Raw genomic sequence first — 18,733 nt, forward strand, 5'->3', positions numbered from 1 at the left:
AAGTCGAGATTGATCAGGCCTTCCTTGACCATCAGGTCGGTGATGCAGGCGACGCCCGAATAGAGCACCTGATCGGCCATGGCGAAGGCGTCGGCGAAGGTCGTCTTCTCGTTGGCGACGCGGAACAGGTTCTGGTTGGGAATGACGATCAGCGTGTCGACGCACTTCTGCAGCTCGGCGATGCCGCCGTCGGCCAGACGCATGCGCCGCATGCCCTCGAAGTGGAACGGCTTGGTGACGACGCCGACGGTGAGGATGCCGAGCTCGCGCGCGACGCGAGCGACGACCGGCGCGGCGCCGGTGCCGGTGCCGCCGCCCATGCCGGCGGTGACGAAGGCCATATGCGCGCCGGAGAGGTGATCGCGGATTTCCTCCATCGCCTCTTCGGCGGCGGCGCGGCCGACTTCCGGCTTCGAGCCGGCGCCGAGCCCTTCCGTCACCTGCAGGCCCATCTGGATGACGCGATCGGCGCGCGAGGAGGCCAGCGCTTGCGCGTCGGTGTTGGCGACGACGAAGTCGACGCCCGACAATCCCGACACGATCATGTTGTTGACCGCGTTGCCGCCGGCGCCGCCGACGCCGCAGACGATGATGCGCGGCTTGAGCTCCCGCAGCTCGGGCGCCTTCAGATTGATCGACATAGCTGGCCTCATCTCTTGGACGCCCGCTGGCGCCGGTTTGAACGCATGGATTCCCAACTCGCGCTGCGCCGCGGACTGCGGAGCTCGCGCCTCAAAAACTCTCTTTCAACCACCGCCCGACCCGCGAAACGTAACCATCGTCACCGCTCGACGCGCGATCGCCGCGGCGCGGCTCGAAATGTTCGATTCCCGCCACTTGCGGATAGATCATCAGCCCGACCGCCGCCGCGAAAGCGGGGCTCTTGGCCGATTCCGGCAGACCCTCGACGCCGAGCGGCCGGCCGATGCGCGCTTGCGGCGAAACGATCGCGCGCGCGAGCTCGGGCAGGCCGGTCAATTGGCAGCCGCCGCCGGTCAGCACCAGCCGCCGCCCGGCGTGGATGCCGTGGCCGGCCGCCTTCAGCCGATCGCGGGTCATCTCGAGGATCTCTTCGACCCGCGGGCGGATGATGCGCACCAGCTCCGACTTGGGCACGTGGGAGGAATGGTCCATGTCGTCGCCGACGCGCTGGACCGCGATCGAATCGCGCTCGTCCGAGGGCGAGGCGATGCAGGCGCCGTAGAGGGTCTTGAGCCGTTCGGCGTCGGCGAGACTGACGGACAGGCCGCGTGCGACGTCCATCGTCACGTGCGCGCCGCCGACCGCAATCGCGTCGACGTGGACGATGCGCCCGCCGGCGAACACGCCGATCGACGTCGTGCCGGCGCCGAAATCGACCAGCGCCGCGCCCATCTCGACCTCGTCGTCGACCAGGGTCGACAGGCCGGCGGCGTAGGGCGTCGCGACCATCGCCGCGACGCTGAGGTGGCAGCGTTCGATCGCCAGCATCAGGTTGCGGGCCGCGGCGGCGTCGCAGGTGGCGACGTGCATTTCCGCGCCAAGCTCGTCGCCGATCATGCCGTTGGGGTCTCTGACGCCGGCGGCGCCGTCGAGCCAGAAGCCGGTCGGCGCCGCGTGCAGCACCGCGCGGCCGGCGTAGGAGCCCGCCGCCGAGGCGGCCTCGAGCACGCGATGGATCTCGCTCCGGCCGACCGCCTTGCCGCGCAGCGCGATTTTGGCGTCGAACAGTTGCGACGACAGCCGGCCGCCGGACATGTTGACGACGACGCTGTCGACCTCGACCCCCGACATCCGCTCGGCGGCGTCGATCGCCAGGCGGATCGCACTCTCCGCCGCGTCGAGATCGACGATCGCGCCGGCCTTGACCCCGCGCGAGCGCTGGTGGCCGATGCCCAGCACCCGACAGCGGTGGGTGCGGTCGGGCAGCGCCTCGGACGGCGACGTCGGCGTCAGCCGCGCGATCAGGCTGACAACCTTCGACGCGCCGACGTCGAGCACCGACAGGACGGCCGATTTCTTCGGCGGCAATTGCCGCATGCGGGGGGTGAGGGGTCGGAACGTCATGGCGACCCCGCCTTCTTCGGCTTCGCCGCCGCTGCGCGCGCGGCGGCCGCCTCTTCGGACAGGCGGGCGAAGACCTTGCCCGGCACGCGCAGATCGACGGAGAGAATGTCGCGGTCGAGAATGCGCGACTGGCGCTGCAGCGTCAGCAGCGTCGCCATCGCCGCCTGGGGATCGTCCTCCGGCAGCTTGACCTCGACGCCCGAGCGCATCTTGAGGCTCCAGCGCCGGTCGCCGACCAATATGCCGGCGACGATCTTCGGCCTGAGCTCGGCCGAGGCGTCGAGCAGCGCGGCGAACTCGCCGACGCGCGCGTTGGCCCCTTCGCCGACCACGAACGGCAGCGCCGCGTAGCGGCCGTCGTCGGCCTTGTCGATCACCGTTCCGTCGGCGGCGATGGCGCTGAGCTCGCCGTCCTTCTGCCACAGCGCGGCGGGCGCGCGTTCGACGATGTCGATGACGACGCGGTCGGGATAGAGCTTGCGCACGCTCGCCTGCTTGATCAGCGGCAGCGCCTCGAGAGTCTTGCGCGCCTGGACCGCGTCGAAGAACGGCAGCGACGATTTGGCGCTGAGGCCGGCAAGCGACAGGATCTCGCGCTCGCCGATCTGCGACTGGCCGGAAATGGTGACGGCGGCGACGCCGAAGCCGAGCGCGCGCGCGACATAGTCGCCGACGCCGCCTTCGCGCGCGGCGAACGCCTCGTATTCGCCGCCGCGCTCGGCGCCGACGATTGCCGCGCCGCCGAGCAGCGCCATGACGAGGAGGAGGCCGACGCCGCGCGGCGCCGGCTTGGAGAAATGCAACGTCCAACGCGCCGCGCCGCGGCCGGTGCGCTCGCCGCGCAGCAGGACGCGAGCGGGCGCGGCGGCGGCCGGGGCGAGCGCCAGCGCCGGCTGCGCCGTCAGCCGCAGGCCGTACGTGCCGCTCAGCGATTGCACGAAGCGTCCTCCACCATCCATTCCACCAACTCGCCGAACGACAGGCCGGCGTAGGCCGCCATGTCCGGCACCAGCGACGTTTCGGTCATCCCCGGCTGTGTGTTGACCTCGAGGCACACCAGCTCGCCGGACTCCCCCTTCGATTCATCCAAGCGAAAGTCGGCTCGGCTGACGCCACGGCAGCCGAGCGCGCGATGCGCCCTGAGGGTCAACTCTTGGACTTCATGGTAAATTTTCGGTTTAATTTTCGCCGGAAGGACGTGGACGGACCCGCCTTTCGCGTACTTCGCGTCGTAACCGTAGAAAGCTTCGGACACCGGCTGGATCTCGACGATGTCGAACACCCGGTCGCCCATGACGGCGCAAGTCAGTTCTTTGCCGTCGACGAAATGTTCGGCGAGCAGCCGGTCGCCATAGGGCCAGTCGGCGCGGCCGACCTCCTGGGGCGGGTGGGCGCGGCCCTCCTTGACGATCACCACCCCCAACGACGAGCCCTCGTCGATCGGCTTGAGCACGTAGGGCGGCTCCATCGCATGGCGGAGCGCCGCCTCGTGGCGGTCGACGACCCGACCGGGCGCGACCGGCACGCCGGCGGCCTGGAGGACGAGCTTGGCGAGATCCTTCTGCACCGCCAGCGCCGAGGCGAGCACGCCGGAATGGGTGTAGGGAATGCGCAGGATTTCGAGCAGGCCCTGGATCGCGCCGTCTTCGCCGCCGCGGCCGTGCAAGGCGTTGAAGGCGACGTCGGGCTTGAGGCGGGCGAGAATGGAGGCGATGTCGCGGTCGACGTCGATCCGGCTGACGCGATAGCCGCGCGTCTCCAGGGCGTCGGCGCAGCCGCGGCCGGAATTGAGCGAAACGGGACGCTCGGCCGACCAGCCGCCCATCAACACCGCTACGTGCTTCATCGCCCCTCCGAGGCCGGTCGCGCGCCGGTTAAGGCAGGATTAATGCGGTCCCGTTAAGGGGGCGTTAACCCGCGCGGCCTGCGCGAAGCTTGCGACGCCGTCCGCGGCGGCGGATCGGGACGGGGCGAGGCGTTTGCTCTCGGCCTCGAACGCGACCCCTCGGGCGACCTCGGCCTGCCGCGCGGCGCCTTATCCGACGCCTGGCGATTTTGGCCGCCGGCAGCCCCGCCCGCCAGGCCTCGCGGAAATCGGCCCCCGACGGCTCGGCTCGCCACCGAAATGCCGCTATGTTGGGAGCAGATGCGGAATCCGATGACCGACAGCGCCCTGCCGACGCCTCCCCCGCCCGCCCTGCCGGAGACGCAACGGCTTCCTGGCGTGCTCGCCCGCTATCGCGATCCCAAACTCGCGTGGAGCCTGACCGAAATCGCCGTCACCCTCGCGCCCCTCGTCGCGCTGTGGGCGGGTATGTGGGCGCTGATGCATGTCAGCTACTGGCTGACCCTCGCGCTGGCTTTGCCCGCGGCTGGATTTCTGGTGCGGCTGTTCCTCATCCAGCACGATTGCGGTCACGGCGCCTTTTTTCGTCACCGCGCGATCAACGACTGGGTCGGGCGCGTGTGCGGCGTCGTCACCTTGACGCCCTATGATTATTGGAAGCGCACGCACGCCACCCATCACGCCACCGCCGGCAATCTCGACCGTCGCGGCCTGGGCGACATCGTGACGCTGACGGTCGGAGAATATCTGGCGCTCGATTGGCGCAAGCGGCTCCGCTACCGCCTCTATCGCCATCCGATCGTGATGTTCGGCCTCGGGCCGACCTATCTTTTCTTGTTGCAGCATCGCGCGCCACTCGGCCTCATGGGCGAGGGCTGGAAGCCTTGGCTGTCGACGATGTCGACCAACCTCGGGGCCGCGGTCGTCGTCGCTGTGCTGATGTGGTTGATCGGCCCGGCGCCGTTCCTGTTGATCCACGGGCCGATCTTCGTGCTCGCCGCGACGATCGGCGTCTGGCTGTTCTACGTCCAGCATCAGTTCGAGAACACGCGCTGGGCGCACGAGGCGCAGTGGAGCCTGCCCGAGGCGGCGCTGCACGGCTCCTCGTATTACGACCTGCCGATGGTGCTGCGCTGGTTCAGCGCCAATATCGGCGTGCACCACGTCCATCACCTCTCCAGCCGCATTCCCTTCTACCGCTTGCGCGAAGTGCTGCGCGACTATCCGGAACTCGGCACAATCAGCCGCGTGACGCTGTGGCAAAGCCTGCGCTGCGTGAACTACACGCTGTGGGACGAAGACGCGCAGCGGCTGATTTCCTTCGGCGCCTTGCGCAGGAAGCTGCGGGAGGCCGGCAAGCGGGCCTGAGCGGCGAGGACGCGCCTACCCCGCCTCCCCCACCCGCTTGATCTCCCACTCCAGTTCGATCCCGCTCGCCGCCTTGACGCGCCGGCGCACTTCTTCGCCGAGCGCCTCGATATCGGCGGCGGTCGCTCCGCCGCGGTTGATAAGGAAGTTGCAGTGCAGCGTCGAAACCTGCGCGTCGCCGACGGTGAGGCCGCGGCAGCCGGCGGCGTCGATCAGTCGCCAGGCCTTGCAGCCGGGCGGGTTCTTGAACGTCGAGCCGCCGGTCTTGTCGCGAATCGGCTGGGAGGCTTCGCGCGCGGCGGTGATGCGCTCCATCTCGGCCTTGATCGCCTGCGGATCGCCCTTGCGTCCCTGCAACACGGCGCGGGTGAAGATCACGTCGTCGGGCGCTTGGCTGTGGCGATAGGAAAAACCCATCTCCGCCGGGCCGAAGACGCGCCTCGCGCCGGCGCGATCGATCCCACGCGCCTCGACGAAGACTTCGCGGGTCTCGCCGCCGTGCGCGCCGGCGTTCATCCGTAGCGCGCCACCGAGCGAACCCGGCACGCCGCGCAGGAAGGCGAGTCCGTCGATTCCGGCTTCCGCCGCGACGCGCGCGATCTGCGCGTCGAGCGTCGCCGCGCCGGCGATCACACGGCGATCGGGCGTCGTTTCGATCGTCCCGAACGTCTTGCCGCCCAGGCGAATCACCACGCCGCGAATGCCGCCGTCGCGGATGATGAGATTGGACCCCAGGCCGATGACCGTGACCGGAATCGTGCGCGGCAGGTTCGCCAGGAAATAGGCGAGATCGTCCTCGTCGGCCGGGGAAAAAAGAACCTCGGCCGGGCCGCCGACTCGGAACCAGGTGTAGGGAGCGAGCGGCGCGTCGGCGGTCAGACGCCCGCGCAACTCGGGCGTCCGCCGCGCGATCTCAGCGGCCCGTTCCGTCCCGCTCACGCGGCGACGCCGTCGAGCGCGGCGAGTTCGGCGGGCAGCGAATAGGCCCATTGGGTGACGCTGCCGGCGCCGAGGCAGACGACATAGTCGCCCGGCTGGGCGAGCTTGCGCACGATGCCGGCGAGCTTGTCGGGCGAAGGCAGCACGACGGCGTGGCGGTGGCCATGGGCGTTGATCGCGGCGGCGAGCGCCTGCTTGTCGACGCCGGCGATCGGCGTTTCGCCGGCCGGATAGACGTCGGCGACGATGACCGCGTCGGCGTCGTTGAAGCAGCCGGCGAAGGATTCGAACAGCGACTGCAGCCGCGTGTAGCGATGGGGCTGGACGACCGCGATCACCTTGCCGCCGGCGGCGTCGCGCGCGGCGCGCAGCACGGCGGCGATCTCGACCGGATGGTGGCCGTAATCGTCGAAGATCGTCACGCCCTTCCACTCGCCGGTGCGGGTGAAGCGGCGCTTGACCCCGCCGAAGCCGGCGATCGCCTTGCGGATCGTCGCCGGCGGCACTTTGAGCTCGTGGGCGACGGCGATCGCCGCGGTCGCGTTGAGCGCGTTGTGGCGGCCCGGCATCGGCAGGGCGAGGTCGTCGATGAAGGTCGCCTCGCCGTTCTTGCGGTCGCGAATCAGCACGCTGAACTTGGTCAGGCCGCCGGCGAGATCGACGTCGAGCAGGCGCGCGTCGGCCTGCGGATTCTCGCCGTAGGTGATCACGCGCCGGTCCTCGATCCGGCCGACCATCTCCTGCACGGTCGGATGGTCGAGGCACATGACGGCGAAGCCATAGAATGGCAGGTTCTCGACGAAGGCGAGGAACGCCTCCTTGATCGCCTCGAAGGTCTTGAAATGGTCGAGGTGCTCGGGGTCGATGTTGGTGACGATGGCGACGTCGGCGGGCAGTTTGAGGAAGGTGCCGTCGCTCTCGTCGGCCTCGACCACCATCCAATCGCCGCCGCCCAATTTCGCATTGGCGCCATAGGCGTTGATGATGCCGCCGTTGATCACGGTCGGGTCGAAGCCGCCGGCGTCGAGCAGCGTCGCCACCAGCGACGTCGTCGTCGTCTTGCCGTGGGTGCCGGCGATGGCGACGCATTGCTTGAGCCGCATCAACTCGGCAAGCATTTCGGCGCGCCGCACCACCGGAATGCGCCGCGCCCGCGCCGCCGTCAGCTCGGGATTGTCGCGCTTGATCGCGGTCGAGACGACCACCACCGCCGCCTCGCCGAGATGGGCGGCGGCGTGGCCGACGAACACCGAGGCGCCGCGCTCGCGCAGCCGCTTGACGTTGGCGTTGTCGCTCGCGTCCGAGCCCTGCACGCAATAGCCGAGGTTGATCAGCACCTCGGCGATGCCCGACATGCCGATGCCGCCGATGCCGACGAAATGGATGGGGCCAAGTTCGCGCGGCAGTCTCATCAGGCCTCACTCCTCGCGCCGCCGGCCATCGCCGGGGCGGTTGCGAAATCGCCCCGACATAATCCGAATCGCCTTTCCGGCCAAATCGGGCCTCAGCGCAGGCGGTAGATCGTCGCTTGCGGCGTTTCGGCGATCTGCGCGAGGCCCGCCTCGTCCGGCCGCCAGTCGCAATCGACGTGCAGGGCGATCAGCGTGTCGTAAAGGCCGCGCCAGTCGTGACTGGCGAGCCAAGCGGGATGGGGCGGGGTCCACGGCGTCGCGTCGAGGCGCGGATCGCGGGCGGCGACCGGCTGCATGCCGCGTCCGGTGAACAGCGTGCTCGCCAGCGCGCGGCGGTCGATGACGACGAAGTTGATCAGTCCGCGGTAGAAGTCGGCGTCGTCGAGCGCGGGACAGCGCCCCGCCGGCGGCGCGACGGCGAGCACGCGCGCGCCCGGCGGCACGGCGCGGATCGCCTCGCGGAATTCCGTCGCCCAGCCGTCGTACGCGACCCAGTGCGGCGCCGCCATGCCGACCCGCGTCGCGACCAGGGCGACGGCGAGCGCAATCGTCCAGCGCTTCGCGGCGGCTTCGCGCGGCCCCTGCAAAGAAGCGAGCGCGAGATAGGCGAGCAGAACCGCCAGGCGCGCGTCGATGAAATCGGCCGCGCCATGCGCCGAGGGCGCGAGGGCGACGACCGCCGCGACGCCGACGAGCTGCAATCGCATCGTCGGCGCAAAGGCGACGCGCCGGGTCAGGATTCCGCCGGCGACGACGACGATGAGCGTGAGCGTCCCGAGCACGCCCGCCGCGGCGGTCCAGTCGTACATCGGCGCGGCGAGCGCGGCGAGCTTCGAGCCGGGTCCCGAGAGGCGCGAATCGATCGGCGGCGCGAAGGCCCACAGCGCGAAGCCCGCCAGCAGGCAGCAGACCGTCGAGAGCGCGCGCATCGCCCAATCGCGAGGCGATTCGCCGGCGCGCCGCGGCGACTCGTAGACGGCGACGAGCAGTCCGAAGGCGGCGAAGGCGGCGAGGTGGCAGAAGAACAGGACCGCCGAGACAAGGTTGAACAGCGCGATGCGCAGCGGCAGCCGACGCCGGTCGATCGTCAGCCAGGCGGCGAAGGCGATCAGCGCCAGGCCCATGCCGATGGCGAAATTGAGCAGCCCGAGCGTGACAACAAGGTTGTAGGCGAGCGCCGGCGCGAGCAGCACGGCGGGCTGCGGCGCGCCATGCACCGCCTTGCCGATCCGCCACGCGCCCCAGGCGGGCAGGGCGATCGCCGCGCCCCAGGCGAGCGCGATCACGCCGTAGGGCGTGACAAGCGGCGACAGAGCAAAGCCGGCGAGGTCGACGGCGAGGTCGGGGATCGGCGTCAGCCGAACCTGGTAGAGCGCGGCGAGCGGATCGCCGGGCGCCATGTGGTAAAGCGTCAGCCGCGCCCAGTGGTTGACGAGGTCGAAGCTCGGCGGGATCGGCCAGATCGCCAGCGGCGCGAGCGTCGCGGCGACCAGCGCAAAATAGACGAGGCCGAGCCGCGTCGGCGCGGCCGCGGCGGCGCTTGGCGCTTGGGGTCGGCCCGCCTCGGCGGTCATGGGGCGTCCTTCGCTTGCGGATTCGAAACGCCGCCGGAGCTTGCCCGCCGCCGATGAACAAAGTTTTGCCGGCTCGCCGCTCGGACGCGCGTCGATCAGATCAGGCGGTCGAGGCGGAAGGTCAGGACGAAGACGATGAGCGCCGCGGCGGCGAGCGCATGGACGAGAAACGCCGCCGCCGACAGCCAAGCGGCGACGCGCCGGCCGGCGAGAGCGAGGCCGGCGACGAGAGCGACGACCGCTTCGAAAGCGACCAGCCTGACGTCGGTGTTGGTCGCCAAGTCGTCGCGCACCTCTTCGATCAGCGCCGGATACGCCGAATACTGCGACGCCTTGTAGAGCAGGATCGTTGCGGCGACGGCGAGGTTGAGCCCGATCATCAGCCGTGGGACCCGCCGCTGCGTCAGGCCCATGACGCCGATGACGAGATGCGCGCCGAGCAGCGCCGCGGCGACTGCGACCAAGCGCGCGTTGTCGTCGAGCAGCCCGTCGATGGCGTCGGCAAATGCGCCCGGCCCCATTCTTCGCCTCGCTCGGCGCCCCGAAAACTTCGGCCGGGCCGCCCGAGCGGGCGCGAATCGGGCGGCCTCTCGTCTTACGGGCCGCCCGCCGGATCGACCCGTCAGCGATCGACCATCGCCTGCGCGCTCTCGGGATAGCGGTCGCCCTCGACCTTGATTCGCGCCAGCGCAGCCTCGATCTGGCTGAGGTCGACGGCGGTCAATGCGACCTCCGCGCCGCCGAGGTTTTCCTCCAGTCGATGGAGCTTGGTCGTGCCGGGGATCGGCGCGATCCATGGTTTCTGGGCGATGAGCCAGGCGAGCGCGAGTTGGGCCTTGGTCGCGCCCTTCTTCGCCGCGATCGCGCCGAGCCGGTCGACCAGCGCCAGATTGGCCTTGCGCGCCTCCGGCGTGAACCGCGGGTAAGCGTTGCGGGCGTCGCCGGCGGCGAACTGGGTCTTCTCGTCGATCGCGCCGGTGAGGAAGCCGCGACCGAGCGGGCTGAACGGCACGAAGCCGATGCCGAGTTCCTCGAGCGTCGGAAAGATCTTCGCCTCCGGTTCGCGCCAGAACAGTGAATATTCGCTCTGCACCGCCGTCACCGGCTGCACCGCGTGGGCGCGGCGGATCGTCCGCGCGCCCGCCTCCGACATGCCGAAATGCTTCACCTTGCCCTGCGCGATCAGCTCTTTCACCGTCCCGGCGACGTCCTCGATCGGGACGTTCCTATCGACCCGGTGCTGGTAGAAAAGATCGATCCGGTCGGTGCGAAGCCGCTTGAGCGAGGCGTCGGCGACGGCGCGAATGTTCTCCGGACGGCTGTCGGGCCCAAGCCGGACGTCGCCGTTGCGGAAGCCGAATTTGGTCGCGATCACGACCTGATCGCGCACCGGCGCCAGCGCTTCGCCGACCAGCTCTTCGTTGACGAACGGCCCGTAGCATTCGGCGGTGTCGAAGAAGGTGACGCCGCGCTCGTAGGCGGCGCGGACGAGCTTGATCGCCTCGCCGCGGTCCATCGCCGGGCCGTAGGCGAAACTCAGGCCCATGCAGCCGAGGCCGATCGCCGAGACTTCGAGGCCGTTTTTGCCGAGAACGCGCTTTTGCATCGATTTCTCCTTTGGCGCGGCGGGGGGGGACGACGGCGCGTCTTCGGCTCCTGATGTAGCCGGCGCCGGGCGTTTCGATTAGACGCTTAATGTCGAAATGGGCTATAAGCCCGTCTAATCAATGTCGCGCATCGACCTCAACGACCTCGACGCCTTTCTCGCCATCGCGCGCGAGAAGAACTTCACCCGCGCCGCGGCGCAGCTCGGCGTATCGCAATCGGCGCTGAGCCAGACCCTGCGCGGCCTGGAGGAGCGGCTCGGCGTGCGGCTCTTGGCGCGAACGACCCGCAGCGTCGCGCCGACCGAGGCGGGCGAACGCTTGATGCGCGCGATCGGCCCGCATCTCGAAAGCGTCGCCGACGCGCTGGCGGCGATCAGCCGCTTGCGCGAGACGCCGGCCGGCGCGGTTCCGCATCAGCGCCACCGAGCACGCCGCCAACAGCGTGCTCTACCCCGCCGTCGCTCGGTTGGCGCGCGACTATGCGGAAATCGCGATCGAGATCTGCGTCGACAACGCCTTCGTCGATATCGTCGCCGCGCGCTTCGACGCCGGGGTGCGGATCGGCGAGCAGGTCGAGAAAGACATGGTCGCCGTCCGCATCGGCCCCGACATGCGCATGGCGATCGTCGGCGCGCCCGCTTATTTCGAACGCTTCCCTCGGCCGGACACGCCGCGCGACCTCACCCGCCATCGCTGCATCGCCATGCGCCTGCCGACCTTGGGCGGCCTGCTGCCGTGGGAGTTCGAGAAGAACGGCCGCGCGGTCAATGTCCAGGTCGAGGGACAGCTCACCTTCAACGTCATGGCGATGGGCCTGAGGGCGACGCTCGACGGACTCGGCCTCGGCTATTGCCAGGCCGATCTCGTCGCGCCCTATATCGCCGACGGCCGCCTCGTCAGCGTGCTGGAGGACTGGTGCGCGCCGTTTCCCGGCTACCATCTCTATTACCCCAGTCGGCGCCAGCACTCGGCCGCCTTCGCCGTCGTGGTCGAGGCGCTGCGCTATCGCGGCGGAAGGTTGGGGTAAGCCGCGCGCGACCCGGCTTGACGCAATCGCTCGCTTCGCCTCCATTTTTCGGGACGCCTCATTTCACGGCGACCCCCGGCGCGAGCCCCAGCAGCGCATCCGCATTCGCATGCGCGATTTTCTCGCGGTCGACCGGGGAGAGCGGAAAGGCCATCAGGAAGTCGACAGCCGCCTTGCTGTCGCCAAAGGGATAGTCGACCGAAAACAGGATGCGATCCGCGCCGAAGGTCATAAGGGTCGCCAGGAACGCCGGCGCGCTGGCGAAGCCGCTGGTCGAGACCCAAACCTGATCGAGGATGGCGCATGCGGCGCTGCGGTCGAGATGCGCGCCGCTGTATCGGGAGAAGACGCGCTCCACCCGCTCCATCATCGCCGGCAATCCTTCGCCCATATGGCCGATCAGGAGTTTCAATCGAGGGTGGCGATCCAATGCGCCAGACAGCGCCAGGCGCAGGATATGGACCGCCGTTTCGGCATGCCAGCCCCACCCGGCGATCGACAGCATGAACGAGGCCTCCCCCGGCAGACCGTCGTAATAGGCGGTGCTCACCACGGAACCGTCCGACCGAGATAATCGAGGTACTGCAGGCCTGCCTTCCCCTCTTGCGCCGCGATGGCGTCGGCGAGGTTGGGAATGCTTTCCTCGACGCTCAGACGCGCTTGCGGGCCGCCCAAGTCCGTCCTGACCCAGCCCGGCGCCAGCAGCAGCAAGGTTCGCGGATCGTCTTTGTGGCGAGCGGCGTAGCTGCGCATGAACATGTTCAGCGCCGCCTTGCTGCCTCGGTACACCTCGTAATTCCCGTTCAGATTGTTGGCGACGCTCCCCTGTCCGGAGGACATGACGGCGATCGCGCCCGTGGGAAGCGCCACATCTTGGAGCGCCTCGACAATACGCATCGGGCTCAGCGCGTTGGTCACCATCACGCGAACAAACTCGTCGGTCGACACGTCGGCGATCGTCTCCCGAATCCCCACCCCCGCGTTGACGAACAGCATGTCGAAACGTCGCGATTCCAGCCGAGCGCGCAGCGCGGCGACCTGATCGGGATGATTGATGTCGACGATCTCGACTTCGAGCCGTCCGCCCGACGTCGCCGCAAGTTCGTGCAGCGCGGTCTTGGCGGCGCCGCGAACGGTGGCGACAATGCGCCAGCCGCGTTTCAAGTATTCCGCCGCCAGCGCGAGGCCAAGGCCGCGGGACGCTCCAATCAGGAGCAGGTTTTTGTTCAGGTCGGGCATCGGGGAGCTTCCATTCATAAATGCTTCGGGTCGTCGGCCTCGGCGAGCGTCGCCTTGGCCGATGCAGAGGAAATAGCATCGCCGCGATGCGGCGGAAGACGCGACGGATGCATTGTATGGCTGCGCCGAACGCCATGCGTTCCGACGCGCCGTGCATCCTATGATACCTTTGCCGGCAAATGCCCGAGGTCGACCTGAATCTGTTGATTGCGCTCGATGCGCTGCTCGCCGATGGCAGCGTGGCGGGGGCGGCGCGACGGCTTGGCCTGAGCGCGTCGGCGATGAGCCGCACGCTTGCTCGCCTGCGCGCCGCAACCGGCGACGCGCTGCTGGTGCGCGCCGGCCGCGGCTTGGTTCCGACGCCTCGCGCCGCCGAGCTGCGCGAGCGCGCCCGCGACTTGGCGCAGGAGGCTCGGGCCTTGCTGCAGCCCGGCGGCGCGGAACTGGACATATCCGCTTTGAAGCGGGCGTTCACCATTCGCGCCAACGAGGGCTTCGTCGAGGTTTTCGCCGGCCGAATCGTCGCGGCGGCGACGGCCGCCGCGCCCGGCGTGCGTCTGCGCTTCGCGCCCAAACCCGACAAGAACGTGCAGCCGCTAAGAGAGGGGACGGTCGACCTCGAGATTGGCGTCCTCGGCGAGACGGGGCCGGAGTTGCGCGTGCAGGCGCTATTCCGCGACCATTTCGTCGGCGTGGTTCGCAAAGGGCACCCGCTTCTCGCCGCGGGCGAGATCACGCCGGAGCGCTACGCCGCCTTTGGTCACGTGGTCGCATCGCGCCGCGGGCGCTCGAACGGCCCCGTGGACGAGGCGCTGAACGCGCTCGGGCTCACACGTCGAATCGTCGCGATCGTGCCGAGCTTTTCGGCGGCTTTGGCGGTCGCGTGCGCGTCCGACTTGGTGGCGCTGGTGACGAACTCGTTTCTAACCGTCGCGAACGGCCGCCAGGCCGAAACGGCCCGCGCGGCCATGCAGAGCTTCCCATTGCCGGTGAGCACCGAGTCGATAACGGTGTCGCAGCTGTGGCACCCGCGCGTCGACGCCGACCCGGCGCAACGTTGGCTTCGCGGCTTGGTGCAAGCGGTCTGCCGAGGCAAGGGCGGCTGATTCTTGCTGAAACGACGACGTCGTTCGAGCAAGCGCCGGATCTCATCCGCTAGGTGACGACGCTCGGCGCTTTGCGCCCGGTGCGCTGCTCGATCTCGGCGAGCGAGCGCGACAGGCCGATCAGGTCGGCGAGCGCCGCCTGCGCGTCGAGGGCGAGGTTCTCGCCCGGCGGCTCGTAGCGCTCGATGTAGACGCGCAACGTCGCGCCGACCGTGCCGGTGCCCGACAGGCGATAGACGATGCGCGAGCCGCCTGCGAACATCACCCGCACGCCCTGGCCCTTGGTGTCGGAGCCGTCGACCGGATCGTGATATTCGAAATCGTCGGCCGCCTCGACCGTCAGCGCGCCGAAGCGCTGGCCCGGCAGACTGGCGAACTGCGCGCGCAGCGCGTCCATCAGCGCGTTGGCGGCGGCGAGGTCGACCTCCTCGAAATCATGGCGGGTGTAGTAGTTGCGGCCGTAGGTCGCCCAATGCTGGCGCGCGAGCTCGGCCACCGAAATGCGGCGCTTGGCGAGGATGTTGAGCCACAGCAGCACCGCCCATAACCCGTCTTTTTCGCGCACGTGGTCGGAGCCGGTGCCGGCGCTCTCCTCGCCGCAGATCGTCGCCTTGCCGGCGTCGAGCAGGTTGCCGAAGAATTTCCACCCGGTCGGCGTCTCGTAGCAGGCGACGCCGAGCTTGGCGGCGACGCGGTCGGCGGCGGCGCTGGTCGGCATCGACCGGGCGATTCCCTTGAGCCCCTTGGCGTAGCCCGGCGCGAGCCGCGCATCGGCGGCGAGCATGGCGAGCGAATCGGAAGGGGTGACGAACTGGCCGCGGCCGATGATCAGGTTGCGGTCGCCGTCGCCGTCGGAGGCGGCGCCGAAGTCGGGCGCGTCCTTCGACATCATCTCGTCGTAGAGCGCCTTGGCGTAAGTGAGGTTGGGGTCGGGGTGATGGCCGCCGAAATCGGGCAGCGGCGTGCCGTTGACCACCGTGCCCGCCGGCGCGCCGAGCTCGCCCTCGAGGATCGCGTGGGCGTAAGGGCCGGTGATCGCGTGCATCGCGTCGAAGCGCATGCGGAAGCCGGAGGCGAACAAGGCGCGGATGGCGTCGAAGTCGAACAGCGTCCGCATCAGCGCCGCATAGTTCGTCACCGGATCGACGATCTCGACCGTCCCGCCGTCGAGCTTCGTCGTCCCGAGCGCGTCGATGTCGACGTCGGGCGTATCGAGCGTCTTGATGACGGCGATCGTCTGGGCGCCAGCGAAGATCCGGTCGGTCAGCTTCTCCGGCGCCGGGCCGCCGTTCTCGGCGTTGTATTTGATCCCGAAATCGCCGTCCGGCCCGCCGGGATTGTGGGAGGCGGAAAGGATGATGCCGCCGTACGCCTTGAGGCTGCGGATCAGCGCCGAGGCGGCCGGCGTCGACAGCAGGCCGCCGCGGCCGACGACGATGCGGCCGAAGCCGTTGGCCAGCGCGATGCGGATCGCCTTCTGGATCGCCTCGCGATTGAAGTAGCGGCCGTCGCCGCCGATCACCAGCGTCTTGCCGGAAAAGCCGTCGAGCGAATCGAAGATCGACTGGACGTAGTTCTCGACGTAGTTCGGCTGCTGAAAGACCGTCGTCTTCTTGCGCAGGCCCGAGGTGCCGGGCTTCTGGTCGGCATAGGGCGTGGTGGCGACGGTTTGGATCATCGGGCGGGGCCTTCTTTGTCGGGCGGGACTGTAGCGGGGAGGCGACGGCGGCGGCAATCGGGGGGCGGAGGGAGCGGCGCGCGTCAAGCGCCGCGTCGCGTTTCGTCAAGCCGCGTCAAGTTTTGTCAAGTTTCGTCAAGCGGCGGGTTGACATGTCAAGGCTCAATCTCTGCGATTCCAGCCGCTTAGTCAGGCGTCAAGGCGCCGACGCCCATCCGTCAACTTCCCGCAGCCTCCGCGACCCAGGCGACGCCTGTGCGACGGATTATCGGTAGAATAGCAGAAATTCTGAATTTCGGAAAGAGTCGGTTGCGAGTGTGTCGGTTGCGAGTGCGCGCAGCGTTCGTTTGAAATTGCTCGCCGCCGCCCCTCGTCCTGAGCCGCCGCGAAAACAAATGGTGACGGCGCGGGCTCATGTGGGAGGTCATGGCCGAGTTTGGCGCCGTCACCACGCTAAGAGCCAAGCGCAAAGCGATTTTAAGTTCCAGCGCTTGATTCGAGAAGCGGCGGACGCCAGCGCGAGATGACTTATCCCGCGTCAAAGCATGCGTGGCGAAAACACGCCGCCAAGTTCGGCAGGGAGCGCCGCCGACCTCATGGAGGCCTGTTGTTTCCGAAGCGGCGAGACGGTCAAGGGGCGAAGTCCGCCTGCGGCGGCGCGCGCACAGGGCGTCGAGAGACGCCCGTCTTTCGACGCCTATGAGCGCGCCCTTGACCGTCTCGCCGTTTCGCAAGGTTTCGCATCCATGAGGCCGACGGCGCGGGGGAGTCGGAAAGCCGTGAGACGGAGAGCCGTGAGACGGAAAGCCGGGAGGCGGCGAATTGGAAATTTATGCACGCGTCACCGTAATTCCCGCTCACGGCTTGGCGGCGAGACGCGCGCGGGCTTCCTGTTTCAAGGCGGCGAAGTCCAAGGCGCCCGCTTCGCCGCTATCGACGCCCTCACGCCAAGCCTGCCGAAGCAAGCCGAGCTTTTCGGCCTCCTGCCGCTCGACCTTCTCCATCAGGCGCAACGCCTCGCGCACGACTTCGCTCGACGACGCATAGCGACCACCGGACACCTTGGCCTTGACGAAATTCGCCAGTTCCTCGGTGAGCGAAATGTTCATGTTCATGTTGGGCCTCTCTGGCGAGAGGATGCCGGAGATGGCTAAAAATAGCAATATTTGCTAGTGTGCGAGCGAAGGGGAAGAGGTGCGCCAAGTTCGGCGGGGAGCGCCGTCGACCTCATGGAAGCGTCTTGTTTCCGAAGCGGCGAGACGGTCAAGGGGCGAAGCCCGCCTGCGGCGGCGCGCTAAAAGCGCGCCCTTGACCGTCTCGCCGTTTCGGACGCTTTCGCATCCATGATGGGGTGGACGGCGCCCCGAACGGCATCAGCGTGCCAAGATGGTCGTTGTCGAAACCCCATCTGAAGGGAAGCCGTCCATGGACAAGTTTATCGGGAATTCTGGCGTTGTCACGCGGGTCGGGCTCGATTTGGGGAAGAACGCTTTTCAGGTGCACGCCGTCGGCGGGAAGGGCGAGATCGTGATTGCGCGCAAGCTGGCGCGAGGTCGGCTCGTCGCCTTCTTCGCTCAGTTGCCGCCATGCTTGGTGGCGATGGAGGCGTGCGGCTCGGCGCACCATTGGGGTCGCCAGCTCGCCGCGCTCGGCCACGAGGTGAGGCTGATCCCGCCGGCGCATGTGAAGCCCTATGTGCGGCGGAATAAGAGCGACGCGGCCGATGCGGCGGCGATCTGCGAGGCGGCGGGGCGGCCGGGGCAACGGTTCGTCCCGTTGCGCTCGATCGACAACCAAGCGGCGCTGATGCGCCACCGCGCGCGCGAACTGCTGGCGGGCCAACGCACGGCGCTCCTCAACGCCTTGCGCGGACACATGGCCGAAATCGGCCTGGTCGCGCCGCAGGGGGCGCAGCACGCCTATGAGCTGAAGCGCCTGGCCGCCGACGGCTTCGACGAGAACGGCGAGATCGTGGTCCCCGACTGCGTGCGCGGAGCGCTGAGCCGGCTCGTCGATCACATCGACGCGCTCGACGAGGCGATCTTGGCGATCGACAAGGAGCTTGCGGCTTCGGTCAAGGCCGACGCGACGGCCAGGCGTTTGACGACCATTCCCGGCGTCGGCCCGGTCACCGCCTCGGCGATCGTCGCCACGATCCAGGACATGAGCGCCTTCGCGTCGGGGCGCGACTTCGCCGCCTTCCTCGGCCTGACGCCGCGCCAGAGCTCGACCGGCGGCAAGCCGCGGCTCGGCCGCATCACCAAGATGGGCGACCGCTATTTAAGAAAGCTCCTCGTCGTGGGGGCCTGCGCGGTCCTCGGCCGCCGCAAGGGCCACAAAGACGCCCTGCGCCTGTGGGCAAGCGCGCTGCTCGACCGCAAGACGGTCAAATACAAGTTCAAGCTGACCGCCGTGGCGCTCGCCAACAAGCTCGCGCGCGTCGTCTATGTCCTGATGACCAGAGGCGGCGAATACGACGGCCGGCCGGTGGCGGCCTGAGGCCCCGACGAAGCGATCGGCCTCGGCAGAACACGACGAAATCGAGGGCGCCAATGAGGTGATGCGAACCAACGGCCAGGTCCGGAAGCCCGAGTCGACCTCAGCGCGGAAACAGCGCGCTTCCATGATGGGGCAAGGGACCGTAGCGGACGCAACATCAGGGCCGGCGGGGCTCGCCCCGCCTCAACAGGCCGAAGACATGACCGCGCCCGAGACGTTCGCAAGCCTCAAAAGCATCCTTGACCAAGGGGCGCCGTCCAGACATGAGGTCGACGGCGCGGTGGGTCGTGAAAGGAAGAGCCGGGCGGCAGCGAATTGGGCATTTATGCAGGCGTCACCGTAATTCCGTAATTCGTAATTCCGTAATTCCTTCTCCATCAAGCGCAGCGCCT

The 18,733-nt window shown here is 68.6% G+C and carries 16 protein-coding genes and 1 pseudogene; 4 read left to right on the plus strand and 13 right to left on the minus strand.

The window, feature by feature from the left end:
- The 4 genes from ABSF49_RS11835 to ABSF49_RS11850 all read right to left on the minus strand — a co-directional run.
- Positions 1 to 641, minus strand: a 641-nt coding sequence (locus ABSF49_RS11835) for a cell division protein FtsZ (protein WP_424112854.1), incomplete at its 3' end; no start/stop codon positions are given.
- 91 nt (positions 642 to 732) lie between these two features.
- Positions 733 to 2,046, minus strand: a complete 1,314-nt coding sequence (gene ftsA, locus ABSF49_RS11840; protein WP_424112855.1) for a cell division protein FtsA — start codon at positions 2,044 to 2,046, stop codon at positions 733 to 735.
- Positions 2,043 to 2,984, minus strand: a complete 942-nt coding sequence (locus ABSF49_RS11845; protein WP_424112856.1) for a cell division protein FtsQ/DivIB — start codon at positions 2,982 to 2,984, stop codon at positions 2,043 to 2,045. Before ABSF49_RS11845 ends, ftsA begins: the two co-directional genes overlap by 4 nt.
- Positions 2,972 to 3,892: a D-alanine--D-alanine ligase gene (locus ABSF49_RS11850; protein WP_424112857.1), complete on the minus strand. Its 921-nt coding sequence runs from the start codon at positions 3,890 to 3,892 to the stop codon at positions 2,972 to 2,974. Before ABSF49_RS11850 ends, ABSF49_RS11845 begins: the two co-directional genes overlap by 13 nt.
- 312 nt (positions 3,893 to 4,204) lie before the next feature.
- On the opposite strand from ABSF49_RS11850, the gene ABSF49_RS11855 reads away from it, so the two are divergent.
- Positions 4,205 to 5,260: a fatty acid desaturase gene (locus tag ABSF49_RS11855; protein WP_424112858.1), complete on the plus strand. Its 1,056-nt coding sequence runs from the start codon at positions 4,205 to 4,207 to the stop codon at positions 5,258 to 5,260.
- A gap of 15 nt (positions 5,261 to 5,275) precedes the next feature.
- On the opposite strand, the gene murB is transcribed toward ABSF49_RS11855, so the two are convergent.
- From murB to ABSF49_RS11880, 5 genes are all read right to left on the minus strand, one after another.
- Positions 5,276 to 6,199 carry a UDP-N-acetylmuramate dehydrogenase gene (murB, locus tag ABSF49_RS11860; protein WP_424112859.1) on the minus strand — a complete coding sequence of 308 codons (924 nt, stop codon included), beginning with the start codon at positions 6,197 to 6,199 and terminating at the stop codon, positions 5,276 to 5,278.
- Entirely contained in the window at positions 6,196 to 7,611 is a 1,416-nt protein-coding gene (gene murC, locus ABSF49_RS11865; RefSeq protein ID WP_424112860.1) for a UDP-N-acetylmuramate--L-alanine ligase, read from the minus strand. Before murC ends, murB begins: the two co-directional genes overlap by 4 nt.
- A 92-nt stretch (positions 7,612 to 7,703) precedes the next feature.
- Positions 7,704 to 9,185: a hypothetical protein gene (locus ABSF49_RS11870; protein ID WP_424112861.1), complete on the minus strand. Its 1,482-nt coding sequence runs from the start codon at positions 9,183 to 9,185 to the stop codon at positions 7,704 to 7,706.
- A gap of 95 nt (positions 9,186 to 9,280) precedes the next feature.
- On the minus strand, positions 9,281 to 9,706 hold the full coding sequence (locus ABSF49_RS11875) for a hypothetical protein (protein ID WP_424112862.1): 426 nt from the start codon (positions 9,704 to 9,706) through the stop codon (positions 9,281 to 9,283).
- Between the two features lie 101 nt (positions 9,707 to 9,807).
- The gene (locus ABSF49_RS11880) at positions 9,808 to 10,791 is read right to left on the minus strand and encodes an aldo/keto reductase (protein ID WP_424112863.1); all 984 of its coding nucleotides are present in this window, start codon (positions 10,789 to 10,791) and stop codon (positions 9,808 to 9,810) included.
- Between the two features lie 121 nt (positions 10,792 to 10,912).
- On the opposite strand from ABSF49_RS11880, the pseudogene ABSF49_RS11885 reads away from it, so the two are divergent.
- Positions 10,913 to 11,819, plus strand: a pseudogene (locus ABSF49_RS11885) (LysR family transcriptional regulator).
- Positions 11,820 to 11,877: 58 nt separating this feature from the next.
- Here the strand turns inward: ABSF49_RS11885 and ABSF49_RS11890 are convergent.
- A complete protein-coding gene (locus ABSF49_RS11890; protein ID WP_424112864.1) occupies positions 11,878 to 12,324 on the minus strand; it encodes an amidohydrolase family protein in 447 nt (148 codons plus the stop codon).
- A gap of 41 nt (positions 12,325 to 12,365) precedes the next feature.
- Positions 12,366 to 13,058, minus strand: a complete 693-nt coding sequence (locus tag ABSF49_RS11895; RefSeq protein ID WP_424112865.1) for an SDR family NAD(P)-dependent oxidoreductase — start codon at positions 13,056 to 13,058, stop codon at positions 12,366 to 12,368.
- 179 nt (positions 13,059 to 13,237) lie between these two features.
- Here ABSF49_RS11895 and ABSF49_RS11900 point away from each other — a divergent pair, with 179 nt between their 5' ends.
- Positions 13,238 to 14,164, plus strand: a complete 927-nt coding sequence (locus ABSF49_RS11900; protein ID WP_424112866.1) for a LysR family transcriptional regulator — start codon at positions 13,238 to 13,240, stop codon at positions 14,162 to 14,164.
- Positions 14,165 to 14,213: 49 nt separating this feature from the next.
- Here the strand turns inward: ABSF49_RS11900 and ABSF49_RS11905 are convergent, their stop codons facing one another.
- Positions 14,214 to 15,842 carry an alpha-D-glucose phosphate-specific phosphoglucomutase gene (locus ABSF49_RS11905; protein WP_424112867.1) on the minus strand — a complete coding sequence of 543 codons (1,629 nt, stop codon included), beginning with the start codon at positions 15,840 to 15,842 and terminating at the stop codon, positions 14,214 to 14,216.
- 857 nt (positions 15,843 to 16,699) lie between these two features.
- Complete coding sequence (locus tag ABSF49_RS11910) at positions 16,700 to 16,957, minus strand: type II toxin-antitoxin system ParD family antitoxin (protein ID WP_424112868.1); 258 nt, start codon at positions 16,955 to 16,957, stop codon at positions 16,700 to 16,702.
- A gap of 310 nt (positions 16,958 to 17,267) precedes the next feature.
- Between ABSF49_RS11910 and ABSF49_RS11915 the strand changes: the two genes are divergently transcribed.
- On the plus strand, positions 17,268 to 18,341 hold the full coding sequence (locus ABSF49_RS11915) for an IS110 family RNA-guided transposase (protein WP_424112869.1): 1,074 nt from the start codon (positions 17,268 to 17,270) through the stop codon (positions 18,339 to 18,341).
- The last annotated feature ends 392 nt before the right edge of the window (positions 18,342 to 18,733 follow it).

It is taken from the genome of Roseiarcus sp., assembly GCF_049514155.1.
In the GTDB taxonomy this organism is placed as follows: Bacteria; Pseudomonadota; Alphaproteobacteria; order Rhizobiales; family Beijerinckiaceae; genus Roseiarcus.